Source organism: Sporosarcina sp. ACRSM (assembly GCF_022346545.1).
Taxonomy (GTDB): domain Bacteria; phylum Bacillota; class Bacilli; order Bacillales_A; family Planococcaceae; genus Sporosarcina.
This window is the reverse complement of the sequence record NZ_JAKRNU010000009.1, coordinates 188,425-200,259: the sequence shown is the minus strand read 5'-3', so window position 1 is coordinate 200,259 and position 11,835 is coordinate 188,425. Positions and strand designations below refer to the sequence as shown.

At 42.6% G+C, this 11,835-nt stretch carries 14 protein-coding genes; 9 read left to right on the top strand and 5 right to left on the bottom strand.

What is annotated here, in order from left to right; all coding sequences use genetic code 11:
* Nucleotides 1-308, top strand: a 308-nt coding sequence (locus MHZ95_RS15230; RefSeq protein ID WP_239391642.1) for a hypothetical protein, incomplete at its 5' end; no start/stop codon positions are given.
* An 11-nt stretch (nucleotides 309-319) separates the two neighbouring features.
* On the opposite strand, the gene MHZ95_RS15225 is transcribed toward MHZ95_RS15230, so the two are convergent.
* A complete protein-coding gene (locus tag MHZ95_RS15225) occupies nucleotides 320-1,126 on the bottom strand; it encodes a helix-turn-helix domain-containing protein (RefSeq protein WP_239391641.1) in 807 nt (268 codons plus the stop codon).
* 153 nt (nucleotides 1,127-1,279) lie between these two features.
* Between MHZ95_RS15225 and MHZ95_RS15220 the strand changes: the two genes are divergently transcribed.
* Both MHZ95_RS15220 and MHZ95_RS15215 read left to right on the top strand, forming a co-directional pair.
* Nucleotides 1,280-2,203 carry a nucleoside hydrolase gene (locus MHZ95_RS15220; RefSeq protein WP_239391640.1) on the top strand — a complete coding sequence of 308 codons (924 nt, stop codon included), beginning with the start codon at nucleotides 1,280-1,282 and terminating at the stop codon, nucleotides 2,201-2,203.
* A 178-nt stretch (nucleotides 2,204-2,381) separates the two neighbouring features.
* Nucleotides 2,382-2,717, top strand: coding sequence for a DUF3870 domain-containing protein (locus MHZ95_RS15215; RefSeq protein WP_239391639.1), 336 nt, complete (start codon nucleotides 2,382-2,384; stop codon nucleotides 2,715-2,717).
* A gap of 270 nt (nucleotides 2,718-2,987) precedes the next feature.
* On the opposite strand, the gene MHZ95_RS15210 is transcribed toward MHZ95_RS15215, so the two are convergent.
* The 3 genes from MHZ95_RS15210 to MHZ95_RS15200 are packed head-to-tail and all read right to left on the bottom strand — an operon-like array spanning nucleotide 2,988 to nucleotide 5,507.
* Nucleotides 2,988-4,175, bottom strand: a complete 1,188-nt coding sequence (locus tag MHZ95_RS15210; protein ID WP_239391638.1) for a thiolase family protein — start codon at nucleotides 4,173-4,175, stop codon at nucleotides 2,988-2,990.
* Nucleotides 4,172-4,828, bottom strand: a complete 657-nt coding sequence (locus MHZ95_RS15205) for a 3-oxoacid CoA-transferase subunit B (protein ID WP_239391637.1) — start codon at nucleotides 4,826-4,828, stop codon at nucleotides 4,172-4,174. The genes MHZ95_RS15210 and MHZ95_RS15205 overlap by 4 nt, the downstream gene beginning before the upstream one ends.
* A complete protein-coding gene (locus tag MHZ95_RS15200; protein WP_239391636.1) occupies nucleotides 4,791-5,507 on the bottom strand; it encodes a CoA transferase subunit A in 717 nt (238 codons plus the stop codon). The genes MHZ95_RS15205 and MHZ95_RS15200 overlap by 38 nt, the downstream gene beginning before the upstream one ends.
* A gap of 553 nt (nucleotides 5,508-6,060) precedes the next feature.
* On the opposite strand from MHZ95_RS15200, the gene MHZ95_RS15195 reads away from it, so the two are divergent.
* Genes MHZ95_RS15195 through MHZ95_RS15180 form a run of 4 tightly spaced genes read left to right on the top strand, consistent with a single transcriptional unit; the run spans nucleotide 6,061 to nucleotide 9,414 of the window.
* Nucleotides 6,061-7,053 carry an Rpn family recombination-promoting nuclease/putative transposase gene (locus tag MHZ95_RS15195; RefSeq protein ID WP_239391635.1) on the top strand — a complete coding sequence of 331 codons (993 nt, stop codon included), beginning with the start codon at nucleotides 6,061-6,063 and terminating at the stop codon, nucleotides 7,051-7,053.
* Nucleotides 7,054-7,085: 32 nt separating this feature from the next.
* Nucleotides 7,086-7,421 carry a hypothetical protein gene (locus MHZ95_RS15190; protein WP_239391634.1) on the top strand — a complete coding sequence of 112 codons (336 nt, stop codon included), beginning with the start codon at nucleotides 7,086-7,088 and terminating at the stop codon, nucleotides 7,419-7,421.
* Nucleotides 7,422-7,470: 49 nt separating this feature from the next.
* On the top strand, nucleotides 7,471-7,719 hold the full coding sequence (locus MHZ95_RS15185; RefSeq protein ID WP_239391633.1) for a DUF6429 family protein: 249 nt from the start codon (nucleotides 7,471-7,473) through the stop codon (nucleotides 7,717-7,719).
* A gap of 27 nt (nucleotides 7,720-7,746) precedes the next feature.
* The gene (locus tag MHZ95_RS15180; RefSeq protein ID WP_239391632.1) at nucleotides 7,747-9,414 is read left to right on the top strand and encodes an SWIM zinc finger family protein; all 1,668 of its coding nucleotides are present in this window, start codon (nucleotides 7,747-7,749) and stop codon (nucleotides 9,412-9,414) included.
* A gap of 64 nt (nucleotides 9,415-9,478) precedes the next feature.
* On the opposite strand, the gene MHZ95_RS15175 is transcribed toward MHZ95_RS15180, so the two are convergent.
* Entirely contained in the window at nucleotides 9,479-9,604 is a 126-nt protein-coding gene (locus MHZ95_RS15175) for a YfhE family protein (RefSeq protein WP_239391631.1), read from the bottom strand.
* Nucleotides 9,605-9,901: 297 nt separating this feature from the next.
* Between MHZ95_RS15175 and MHZ95_RS15170 the strand changes: the two genes are divergently transcribed.
* The gene (locus MHZ95_RS15170; protein WP_239391630.1) at nucleotides 9,902-10,084 is read left to right on the top strand and encodes a hypothetical protein; all 183 of its coding nucleotides are present in this window, start codon (nucleotides 9,902-9,904) and stop codon (nucleotides 10,082-10,084) included.
* Entirely contained in the window at nucleotides 10,077-11,504 is a 1,428-nt protein-coding gene (locus MHZ95_RS15165) for an amidase (RefSeq protein WP_239391629.1), read from the top strand. Before MHZ95_RS15170 ends, MHZ95_RS15165 begins: the two co-directional genes overlap by 8 nt.
* Nucleotides 11,505-11,835: the final 331 nt, after the last annotated feature.

Sequence of the window (11,835 nt, the reverse complement as noted above, 5' to 3'; positions counted from 1 at the left end):
CGCCAGCGCTCAAACTTTGTTTCGCGAGCTCAAAGCGTCGCCGCCAGCGCTCAAACTTTGTTTCGCGAGCTCAAAGCGTCGCCGCCAGCGCTCAAACTTTGTTTCGCGAGCTCAAAGCGTCGCCGCCAGCGCTCAAACTTTGTTTCGCGAGCTCAAAGCGTCACCGCCAGCGCTCAAACTTTGTTTCGCGAGCTCAAAGCGTCGCCGCCAGCGCTCATACTTTGTTCCGCGGGCTCAAAGCGTTGCCGCTTTCGCTCAAACCTTGTTCCACGCGCTCAAAGTCAGCAATCTCGGCATCCAAGGAATAAGCCAATCCCCATTAAAAATTTCCTTCAGGATAATAAAACCCCTCCACTGGTACGTCAAAGCACTTGAACATATCCGAGAAATACGTCTCTTCGACCAATTGATCCAATACGCCTTTGAAATACCCCGGTAAGTTGCGGATGGCTTTCTTTTTAGTAGCCATCACAGTGATCATGAGAGCACGATAGGCAAGGTCTTCAAAGACTTTCTTGTCATCTTGATAAATCTCAAACTTTAACATTTTTCCCGAGATAGCACGGTGAATGCCATAGAATTCGCGGGCCAATTTTGTGTCTCCGATTGTTCTAGTCAGCAGGTCTTTCATGCGACTGAATAGACTTGTGGATAAATTTGACGGTTCCTGTGGAGACGTCTTTACTAGATCTTTAGAATTTATAGATTTAGAAAGTAAGGCTTCGTTTTTGGAAACTGGCTCGTGTACCTTATTGTCATGCGGTTTGTCGGCATCATCCCGTCTGTTCATTTTCCCCTGGTCATCGAAGGGCAAAATGATGTAAATGTTGGCGCCGAGCCCGCTCATGACAGGACGGATGTAATGGACTTTTTCGATGATGCGAAGCTTGATGAGTTTCCGGATGGCACGTCGGACCGTCGCATTTGATTTTCCGATGGTTTCTTCAATTGTTTCATGTTTCAAATGGGCCGCCCCGTATTTCACCGAATAGCGGCGGATAACATCCAGCACCCGGCGATCCGTTTTCGTCATGGCATCCCAGTGGAAAGTGACATGCTGTTCAGCTGCCGCATCCATTTCCGCGATTGTGGCAAAGCGAGCATATTCCTGCAAATAATGTGTCATTTGAAATTCCCCCTTTACCCTCTATATAGAAGGGAGGGGTCGAAAAGTGGACAACTTTTGAAATTAATTTTCGCTCCTTTATAATGAAATAAAAGAAAGTCGATAAACCTTATCGTACAATAGAAATTGACTAAAGTATGGGAGTGTACACATATGAAAACACCTATTATTATCGATACAGATCCGGGAATTGATGACGTTATTGCTATCACCGCAGGATTATTTGCGGAAGAGCTGGATGTAAAGCTGATCACGACGGTTGGCGGGAATGTTGGAATTGAAAATACGACGAGAAATGCCGTCAACTTGGTGAACTTTTTAGGAAAGGATACGCCGGTTGCCAAAGGGGCCGATGAACCTTTATTGAATAAGTTAGTCACTGCATCTGCTGTTCACGGTGAAAGTGGAGTAGGTGGTTATCAATTTGAAGAAAAGGCAGGCATTGCAAATCTTTCCAATCGACATGCAGTTGAAGAAATGAGAGATGTGATACTCCATTCTAATGAGCCGGTAACGCTTGTACCAATCGGACCGCTTACCAATATTGCCCTGTTAATAAAAATGTACCCGGAAACAAAAAGCAATATTAAAGAGATCGTTTTAATGGGGGGCGCTGCCCAAGGAGGCAATCGAACGCCGGTAGCTGAGTTTAATATATTCGTGGATCCTCATGCGGCCAAGATTGTCTTTGATGAGCAAATAAAAATTACCATGTGTGGATTGGACATTACACGTTTAACAAGCATCACGACTGAAAATGTCCGGGAAATCGAGGGCTATGGAAAAGTGGGGGATATGGTGAGTCGATTGTTAAGTGATTACGATAGCACCACTTCCACCCAAAATCACTTTACCATACACGACTTATGCACGATCTTCTATTTGACCCGTCCCGAGATTTTTAAAGGGAAGAGAGCTACGGTGAATGTTGTGACAGAAGGGGAAGCCTCAGGTTGTACAGTGACTCACTATACCGAGAATGGACATGTATTTGTCTGTCTAGATGCCGATGTAGAAGAGTTTAGACGGGAGTTTGTTTCAACCTTTAAAAAGGTGTATGAGACAATGGAAGGATAATAAGTGTCATAATAAAATACAAGGTTCCCAAATCAATTATGGTATATTGGAGACCTTGTATTTTTATATTTTGTTATGAATAAAATGAATTTACGGTATATTATAAACCGAAATCCCTATTCAGTTTTGTTATACTAGAGAGGCAATCTCACAGTACATAATTGTTGGAGGTATATGGATGCAAAACTTAACAAGTGTTTTAGTGACCGCATATGCAAAAGCACCACAAGGTACGTCTATGTATGAAACATACAAACATGCTGGTATTGTCTTAGAAGTGGATATACAAACACATGAAGTGATTGATGCTGAATTCACTTTCATTACGAAGCTTGCGCAAGATTATTTCAAGCGGATGATTGTCGGTTTCGATTTCACATCTGATATTGAAATGTTGATCAAGCGTATTGAATCCCACTATTTTGCACCTTCTACCGGTTCCGTCATTGTTGCTTTAAAATCTGCTCAAAAAAGATATCTTGAAAAAATAAATAATGTGCAAGACACCAAATAAAACTGGTGTCTTGTTTTTAACTTGATTCAGCGGAAGTCACCCACTTCCAAAAGTAACGAGATGAATGTCAGAAAGCATTTCAATCAGAGGGAGTCCAAACTCCCCGCTGATTAGAGGAACTCAGGCTAAGGTCGCCGCGTCCTGCGGCAACGCCTGAGTGACCAACATCCTGTTGGCCCAAGCCTCCGGCGGATGTCACAGATTTTGAAAGGAGTTGATTGCGCAAGCGCAATTCAAAATCTGGACGCAATTACGCCGAGGCGTAATTGATTACTGTAAATTCTCAACAATGGTAGTAATTCCTAATCCGCCGGCAATGCACAGGGTCACTAAGCCGTATCGTTTGCCTGTTCGTTCCAGTTCATGGATCAGTTTGGTGAATAGGATCGCGCCTGTTGCGCCGATCGGGTGTCCCATTGCAATAGCACCGCCGTTTGGATTCACTTTTGCTTCATCTAAACCGAGCTCTTTTATCACCGCGATGGATTGTGCGGCGAAGGCTTCGTTTAACTCGATGATGTCGATATCATCAATGGATAAGTTCGCTTGCTTTAGTGCCTTGATCGTAGAAGGAACAGGCCCGATTCCCATAATGCGTGGATCTACCCCGGCAGCTGCCTGCGCAATGATTTTCACTTTCGGTTTCAAACCAAGCCGTTCTGCTGTTTCCTTCTCCATGACGAGTAAAGCTGCCGCGCCATCGTTTCGGCCGCTACTATTTCCGGCAGTCACTGTCCCGTCCTGTTTAAACACCGCTTTCAACGAACCGAGTCTGTCAACGTTTGATAGGCGAGGATGTTCATCGATTTTAAATTCGACTGTTTCTTTTCGCTGCTTGATGTCATAAGGGACGATCTGCCGTTCAAAATAGCCATTTTGAATTGCATGAGCCGTCTTTTCTTGACTGCGATGTGCGAACTCGTCTTGTTCTTGTCTCGAAATCTTATATTTTTCCGCTAGATTTTCCGCCGTCATGCCCATCGTTGTAATCCCATATTCCGCCGGCTGGGAACCGGGTTGACTTTCTGTATTCGGGTCTAGTAACAGTCCATTTCCTGACTGGTAGCCGAAACGGGCGTTTCGTAAATAGTAGGGGGCAGTACTCATCGATTCGGCTCCACCTGCAAGAATGATATCGCTTAAGCCGAGCTGGATTTGCTGCGCGGCCGAATTGATGGCTTGGACACCGGATCCGCATTGGCGGTGCACAGTATAGCCAGGTACTTCAATGGGAATGCCTGCTTGTAAAGAGGCTAAGCGGGCAAGATTTGATGTATCTGCACTTTGTTTAGCTTGCCCAATGATGACTTCATCCACGATTGCTGGATCGATGGCAGCACGTGCGATGACTTCTTGCATCACTTTTGCAGCCAATTTATCTACGGTTTCATTTCCAAGCGTGCCGCCTAATTTTCCGATCGCTGTTCGAACACTTTCGACGATCACCACTTCTCTCAACTTACAAAACTCCCTTCCAGATCGTTTACAAATGTTGCCTCTGTATGTTGGGTCACTTGTTCCAACGTGACGCCAGGCATTAATTCGACTAAATGTAAGGTTTTATTTTTAACGTGAAACACAGCAAGCTCCGTGATGATGATGTCTACACTTCTTGTTGAAGTGATCGGATAAGTGCATTCTTGCAACAATTTACTTTTGCCGTCTTTAGAAGTATGCGTCGTGGTGACAATGACTTTTTTGGCCCCGACTAATAAATCCATTGCCCCGCCAACACCGATAATATTTTTCCCCGGCACTGCCCAGTTTGCGATTCTACCTTGCGCATCGACTTGCAACACACCTAGAATGGCCACATCGACATGACCGCCGCGGATCATTCCGAATGAGTCAGCACTGTTAAAAAAGGACGCGCCCATCGCCTGGCCTACTGGTAACTTGCCTGCATTGACAAGGTTGGGATCAATGTGTTCCTCATCGATATCCGTTACCCCGAGAAGTCCATTTTCTGTATGGAATTGAACGAGATCACTGTCAATATATTTGGCGACAAGTGTCGGAATCCCGATGCCTAAATTGACGATGCTACGCTCTGTTAACTCCTTAGCTGCCCGTTCAGCGATTAACGTTTGTATATTCCCGTTGTTTGTCATGATTGACAATGCCTCCTTTCGTTAACACTTTTTTTGCAACCACAAGGCCGTCTACGAATAGGTGCGGTGTTACAATTTCTTCTGCTGACAGTTGTCCAACTTCGACAATTTCATCCACCTCAACAATGACATGGTCGGCAGCAGTTGCCATTAAGGGATTGAAGTTCCGCGCTGTTTTATAGTAAACGACATTTCCTAACGTATCGGCTTTATGTGCGCGAATTAAGGCAACATCTGCACGAAGCGCCTCTTCAAACACATATTCAATCCCGTTAATCATTTTCGTTTCTTTCCCTTTCGCCAAATCGGTTCCGACCGCGGTTTTCGTATAATAGCCGCCAATGCCGGCGCCACCCGCACGAATGGATTCTGCCAACGTTCCTTGTGGAAGAAGCTGGATTTCTAATTCACCCGCTTGATAAGCATCACCGACATCCCGATTACTCGTAAAATAGGAGCCAATCGCCTTACGCACCTTTTTTTGTTGCAACAGAAGACCAAGACCTTCCCCTTTTTCACCAAGATTATTGCTAATAATCGTCAATCCATTAGCATCTTGTTCAATCAGACCGTCAATCAGCGTTAAAGGTGCGCCAATCAGACCAAATCCACCAACCATAATTGTCTGATCACTTTGGACACAAGCAAGTGCATCTGCTACAGAATCATAGACTTTCATTGTTAGCCTCCTCTTTCTACCTACGCAAAAAGGCTACACCTATCCAGCAAAAATAAACTTCTGCTAGAAAGATGTAGCCAACAATTCAAATAGCTCTGTGTAAAAAAGGTTCGCTTTTTTATAGCTATTCGATAGGCGTTTTATTGAACTACTTGTTATAATAATTGCACAAATCAGAATGAATAGCAAGTTTTTTTACAATTAGTTTTGATAAGATTGAATATCCGGAGTGAACTTCTGTGTGAAGTATGTAACGTTTTCGTAGAAGAACACAACACACCTCACGAAGTAATAACGCCCTCGTTCAGGAAAAAACCACCGCAAAATCTATACAACACTTCTCGAAAGAGATTATTCTGAACTCGTGAAAGTCTATGCAACGGATTCAACTTAATTAACAATCGATAGCATTTGAATTCTACAATATCCCCTTAGGTTCTTTGAGACTTGAGGGGATTTCCTGTTTGTTCAGGCGAACAGGCGGAGATTCGAAAAGGTTAAATATATCGTGTTATAATACAATTACTAAAGCTGTGCTTGGAGGTGGCGTTTAATGAGTGAACGAGCGCTAAGGCGAATTCCATTAGAGAAGTTTGTGGATTTGAAAGTCGATTATGCTTTTAAACAATTGTTTGGTAACGAGAAAAACAAAAAGATTACAGTCGTCTTTTTAAATGCAATTCTGAAACGAACAGGTCGTCACGCCATTAAAGAAATTGCGTTTGCCAGCCAAGAGGTCGGTGGAGAATATGAGGACGATAAGCAATCACGATTGGATATTTTAGTTAAAACACAAGCGGATGAATGGATCAATGTAGAAATTCAATTAACCAATCAATATGATATGGTAAAGCGCACACTGTTTTATTGGTCACGAATGTATCATTCGCAGTTGCAAAAAGGTATGGGCTACAATAAGCTATTGCCAACAATCACCATTAATATTTGTAATTTTCAATTGTTCAATCAAACGGAGACTTTTCATAATACCTTTCATCTGTATGAAAAGGAAGATAAGTTCAGGATGGATGATGTGCTTGAGATTCATTTCATAGAGATGAATAAATTTATTAAACAATGGCATGAAAAGAAGTTGGATCCCTGGAATGATATCTTGGCAAGGTGGCTGTTATTGCTTGGCATGGTCGACGCAAGGAAAAAGAAGGTGTATGAAGAAATCTATCAGGAATTGGAGGAACTTGCGATGAGGGACGAACAACTACAGGATGCGTTCACAGTTTGGCAAGAAATCAGTCAATCCCCAGAAGAATTTTTAGCTTACCAATCACGATTGAAATATATCCTCGATGAAGAGGCGAAATTAGATGATGTGAAGCATATGGCTGAGAAAAAGGGACATGAAAGAGGTCTTGAACAAGGATTAGAGCAAGGATTAGAGCAAGGCAAACTGTTAGAAAAAGAAGAAACTGTCAAGCGACTGTTCAAGTTATCGTTAACAGTTGACCAAATTGCAGAGGCAACCTCATTAGAACCAATAGAAGTAGAACGGATTATCAGGGAGTTGAATAAGTCGGCCGATGAATAAAAGTTGCCAATCAGGAATTGGAGGAACTTGCGATGAGGGACGAACAACTACAGGATGCGTTCACAGTTTGGCAAGAAATCAGTCAATCTCCAGAAGAATTTTTAGCTTACCAATCACGATTGAAATATATCCTCGATGAAGAGGCGAAATTAGATGATGTGAAGCATATGGCTGAGAAAAAGGGGCATGAAAGAGGTCTTGAACAAGGATTAGAGCAAGGATTAGAACAAGGATTAGAGCAAGGCAAACTGTTAGAAAAAGAAGAAACTGTCAAGCGACTGTTCAAGTTATCGTTAACAGTTGACCAAATTGCAGAGGCTACTTCATTAGATCCGGTAGCGGTGGAACGGATTATCCGTACGTTATAAAAGTACCGTAATAGAACACATTGTTCGTTCATGAAAAGGTGGGTTAAACATGGAAGAAAAAATTAAAGAGCTCACATTGTTATTGCTCTATTTGACTTCGTGGAAAGAGCAAGAGTTACCGGAAGAAATGAGAAGAAGCTGGAAGGGCTATCCGTTTGATATTTTGAATCAGTTAACGGAGGAGGATTTGTTAAGAGGAAGTACACGATCCAAGTCAGTTTATCTAACAAAGCAAGGTGTGAAAGAGGCTGAGCTGCTGGTAGAAAAGTATTTACAAAATACCGAAGAGAGAAAATAGCGATTTTCAAGGAGCGACGGACCCAAAATGAACATCGAGAACTTCGAGGAGCATATCAGCGAAAAAATCTTGGAGAGAGGCTATGACTACTATGCAGATGGGCATGTAGGGGAAGCGGTCCTCCAAGGTGAGCATGAATATGTTTTCCAAGTGATAGGAAGCGATGACTATGTCGTTGTTGTAAAAATGGATACAAATGGTGAAATCATCTGGTCTGATTGTGACTGTCCTTATGACTATGGGCCAGTTTGTAAGCATGAGGCAGCGGTTTTCTACGAATTGTTCAAAATATTGCATGAAGAATCGGGCGAACGCATCTCCATGAATGGTCGAGAAAAGCAACCAGAACTGCGGGATGTGCTCGAAGGCTTATCGAAAGAAGAATTAGTCGAAATAATTATGGAGTTTGCAGGAAATGATGCGATCTTGAAAAGTCGTCTCCTATTGAAATATTCGAAGGGCGAGACAGGACAAGCATTAGCAAATTCCAAAAGGTGGATTCGATCTGTTGTCAATAAATATACGGCAGGTGAACGGTTTATTTCCTATCGGGAAACCGGACGTTTTACAAGGGAACTGGGAGAATGTTTAACACAAATCGAGAACTGTGCAAATGCAAGTGTGGCGCTTGATCTTGCTTTCTTATTGTTAGAGGAAACGATCAGTGCTTTTCAATATGCGGATGATTCTAATGGGGATATCGGCTTTTTAGTGGAAGAAACACTTGAAGCGATAGAAGAGACGGTTATAGAAGCTGTTACTTTGAAGCCTGAACAGAGCGGGAGCTTATTGGAAAAACTGCTCAAACAATGTGATCATCCAATTTTTGATGGGTGGGAAGACTATCGGATTGCGTTGTTCAGAATCTGTACTCAATTTGCGGATCAAAAAGAGTATCGAGAAATACTGAACCAAAAAATTGAATCGATGATTGATGAAAAAGATGCTGAACATCATCGTCGTTATGTCAATGAAGAATTGTTGCAAATTTTATTTGAAATGATCCAGCGATACGGTAATAAAGAGGAAGCCGAAAGATTTATTCATAAATATCTTCATTATACGTCTTTCCGAGAGTGGTTGATCCAACAAAACATGGCAGGGAAAAACTACGAGCAAGTCATCCAGTTGGCGTTAGCTGGAGAAAAACAGGATAAGGGATTTGCTGGGTTGGTTTCGAAATGGAAGCAATTTAGATACGCCGCATATAAAGAACTTACGCTGAAAGATGAGCAGCAAACCTTAGCGAAAGAATTGTTCCTGAATGGCGATTTCGAATATTACGCAGAACTCAAGGAGCTTGCCGAAAATCATGCGCAATTTTATGCACACTTAAAGCAAGAGCTACAAAAGGAAACGGGATGGAGAGCAAAAGATCTATTCAAAAGACTCATTGAGGAAGAGAATGACATCGCTGAGATGATGGAGCTTGTACGTGAAAATCCGAAACCTGTCGAACAGTATACGAGTGAATTAGTAGGGTCATTTAAAGATGAGATTCAGCAAATTTACGCGAAATATATCAAAATGGCAGCACATGCTGCATCGGATCGCCGAAGATATCAAGACGTATGCCGAATCATTCAGCGCTTTGAGAAAGTGGCCGGGAAAAACCTTCGTGAGGAGCTCGTGAAGGAGCTAAGAGATGTCTATAAACGAAAACCTGCTTTTTTAGATGAATTGAGTAAAATTTAATTGAGGTGCCCGGTACTCATGGGAATGGTAAGAGTACCGGGCACTTTTTGAAAAAGCTTAGCCTTTATTTCCCTTTTTTTGCAGCTTTATCTGCTTTTTTATATTCTTCCTGATAAAGTACTTCTTGAGTCGAAGACATTCCGTTGTTTTTATCCGTTAATTGCACGTGCGGAGGCTTCTTCTTCGTCATTATTCATCTCTCCTTTCGTTATGCCCAGCTTGATTTTTTAGTGTGTCCAAATGTGAATGGTTTACACTTGTTATTGAAAAGTGCTTGTTTGAAATTAAATTTAGAATAATTTGATAATTATAATGATTTATAGTACACTAGATTTGTTGTGTGAAGACTATCGATATTATTTTGGTGGTGATAGCTTTCTAGTCGATCATTTAGTTGTTCATTAGCAGGTATTTGTCCTAATTTTTGCGAACGATTTTGTACCGAATGTAAAAGTTGTAATAAAAAACTAATTGGGGTGGATTATTAATGACGGTGTCAATTCGGGAATTATTTGCTGCAAAAGATCTAAAAATACCGGAAGAGGACTTCAAAGTAGTGGAGTCTCGTTGGAATGCGATTGCAAAGCTGAAAGAACAAATAAAGGATCTACCATTAGAGAGCTATGACATCTCATTATGCAATACTGCAGGAGGTGATCATCTTGAGTAAAGAATTGATCTCTCTTGCAATTGAAGAATTGGCGCCGCTCATCGAGAAACAAGAAGTTTCTCCGGTCGAGTTGACAGATGCTGTTTTGGAACAGGTGGACACGCTCAATGAGCAAAACAACGCCTATATTGCCATTACGCATGAAAGTGCGAAAAAAGCTGCAAAGCAAGCGGAACGTGAAATTGCGGAGGGGAATTACCGCGGCAAGCTTCACGGCATTCCGATGGGCATAAAGGATAATATTTATTTCAAAGATGAAGTGACGACGATGGCATCGAAAATCCACGGTGACTTTGTGTCAGATCATGATGCAACGGTCATTGAGAAATTACGTGATTCGGGCGTTGTCTTTACTGGAAAGCTTAATATGCATGAGTATGCTTGGGGAATCACGAATAATAATCCGCACTTTGGTCCGGCGCGTAACCCGTGGGATTTGGAGAAGATTCCGGGCGGATCGAGCGGCGGTTCAGGCGTCGCCATTGCGGCCAATATGAGTATCGGGACGCTGGGAACGGATACGGCGGGTTCCATCCGGATTCCTTCTTCGGCTTGTGGAATTGTTGGGTTAAAACCGACACATGGTCTCGTCAGTAAATATGGTTGCTGGCCGCTTGCCTGGTCATTGGATCATATCGGTCCGATGACGAAGACGGTGACAGATGCGGCAGCAATGTTGGAAGCGCTTGCTGGATTTGATCGCAAAGATCCGACTTCCGCCAATGTTCCGAGTGTGAAGTATACGGAAAAATTGACGGGCAATGTCAAAGATCTTGTCATCGGTGTCAATGAGGATTACTTCTTCAAAAACGTCGATTCGGAAGTGGACAAACTGGTCCGCGCAGGTATTCAAGCATTGGTTGACCAAGGGGCCAAGGTGGAAGTCGTGTCGATTCCTTCATTGCAATATGCTGAATACGCGGAGTTGATCACTTCCTTATCGGAAGCCAGCACGATTCACCATAAAAATTTACAGGAACGTCCTCATGATTTCGGAGATGACATCCGCTATCTCTTTGAACTGGGGGAAATCCCATCAGCTGTCGATTATTTGCAGGCGCAGCAGATCAGAAGGAAAATCAAACTTGAATTCCAACAAGCGTTTGAGAAAGTGGACGTGCTCATTTCTCCGACATTGCCATTGATCGTCCCGAATATTGGGGAGGACTTGGTGAACATTAACGGAAAAGAAGTTGATTTGATTGAAAATATTATCCGATTCACAGGTCCTGGTAACTTGACCGGTTTACCAGCCTTATCGATTCCATGTGGATTGGTCAATGGCATGCCAGCCGGAATGCAAATTATGGGGTCGGCCTTCCGGGAAGATCTCGTTTTGAATGTTGCTTATGCATTCGAGAAGACGAATCCCTTAAAAGGTGCGCGCCCGCAATCTCTTGCCGCTACGTCTGTAAAGTGATAGCAGGGTAATCCTAAGGTGAAGAAGAAAACGACTGAACAGGAAAAAGTCCTGTCAGTCGTTTTTTGTTGGAGAAATAGACAATATTACGTACGAAAGTCAACAACGTCCAACTTCATCCGAACTGGTACTTTCCGAAAAAACGACTGAACGGATAAAATTCCTGCCAGTCGTTTTTTGTCGAGGAAAAGGGGGATACTACCGATGAAGAACGATAAATATTCAAGAAAATAAACGACATTTCGGATAAAGAATACAACGTTCCAAAGTAAGTTGCGAACTTGTCGTGCCGAAAAAAATGTATTGCGTTATGTTTAACAATTATTTATAG

What these genes read in the sequence shown, in the direction of transcription:
- MHZ95_RS15175 (WP_239391631.1), bottom strand. Translation starts at nt 9,604, where the DNA reads ATGACGAAGAAGAAGCCTCCGCACGTGCAATTAACGGATAAAAACAAC.
- MHZ95_RS15190 (WP_239391634.1), top strand. Translation starts at nt 7,086, where the DNA reads ATGAGGGACGAACAACTACAGGATGCGTTCACAGTTTGGCAAGAAATC.
- MHZ95_RS15195 (WP_239391635.1), top strand. Translation starts at nt 6,061, where the DNA reads ATGAGTGAACGAGCGCTAAGGCGAATTCCATTAGAGAAGTTTGTGGAT.
- MHZ95_RS15200 (WP_239391636.1), bottom strand. Translation starts at nt 5,507, where the DNA reads ATGAAAGTCTATGATTCTGTAGCAGATGCACTTGCTTGTGTCCAAAGT.
- MHZ95_RS15225 (WP_239391641.1), bottom strand. Translation starts at nt 1,126, where the DNA reads ATGACACATTATTTGCAGGAATATGCTCGCTTTGCCACAATCGCGGAA.
- MHZ95_RS15215 (WP_239391639.1), top strand. Translation starts at nt 2,382, where the DNA reads ATGCAAAACTTAACAAGTGTTTTAGTGACCGCATATGCAAAAGCACCA.
- MHZ95_RS15220 (WP_239391640.1), top strand. Translation starts at nt 1,280, where the DNA reads ATGAAAACACCTATTATTATCGATACAGATCCGGGAATTGATGACGTT.
- MHZ95_RS15170 (WP_239391630.1), top strand. Translation starts at nt 9,902, where the DNA reads ATGACGGTGTCAATTCGGGAATTATTTGCTGCAAAAGATCTAAAAATA.
- MHZ95_RS15180 (WP_239391632.1), top strand. Translation starts at nt 7,747, where the DNA reads ATGAACATCGAGAACTTCGAGGAGCATATCAGCGAAAAAATCTTGGAG.
- MHZ95_RS15185 (WP_239391633.1), top strand. Translation starts at nt 7,471, where the DNA reads ATGGAAGAAAAAATTAAAGAGCTCACATTGTTATTGCTCTATTTGACT.
- MHZ95_RS15205 (WP_239391637.1), bottom strand. Translation starts at nt 4,828, where the DNA reads ATGACAAACAACGGGAATATACAAACGTTAATCGCTGAACGGGCAGCT.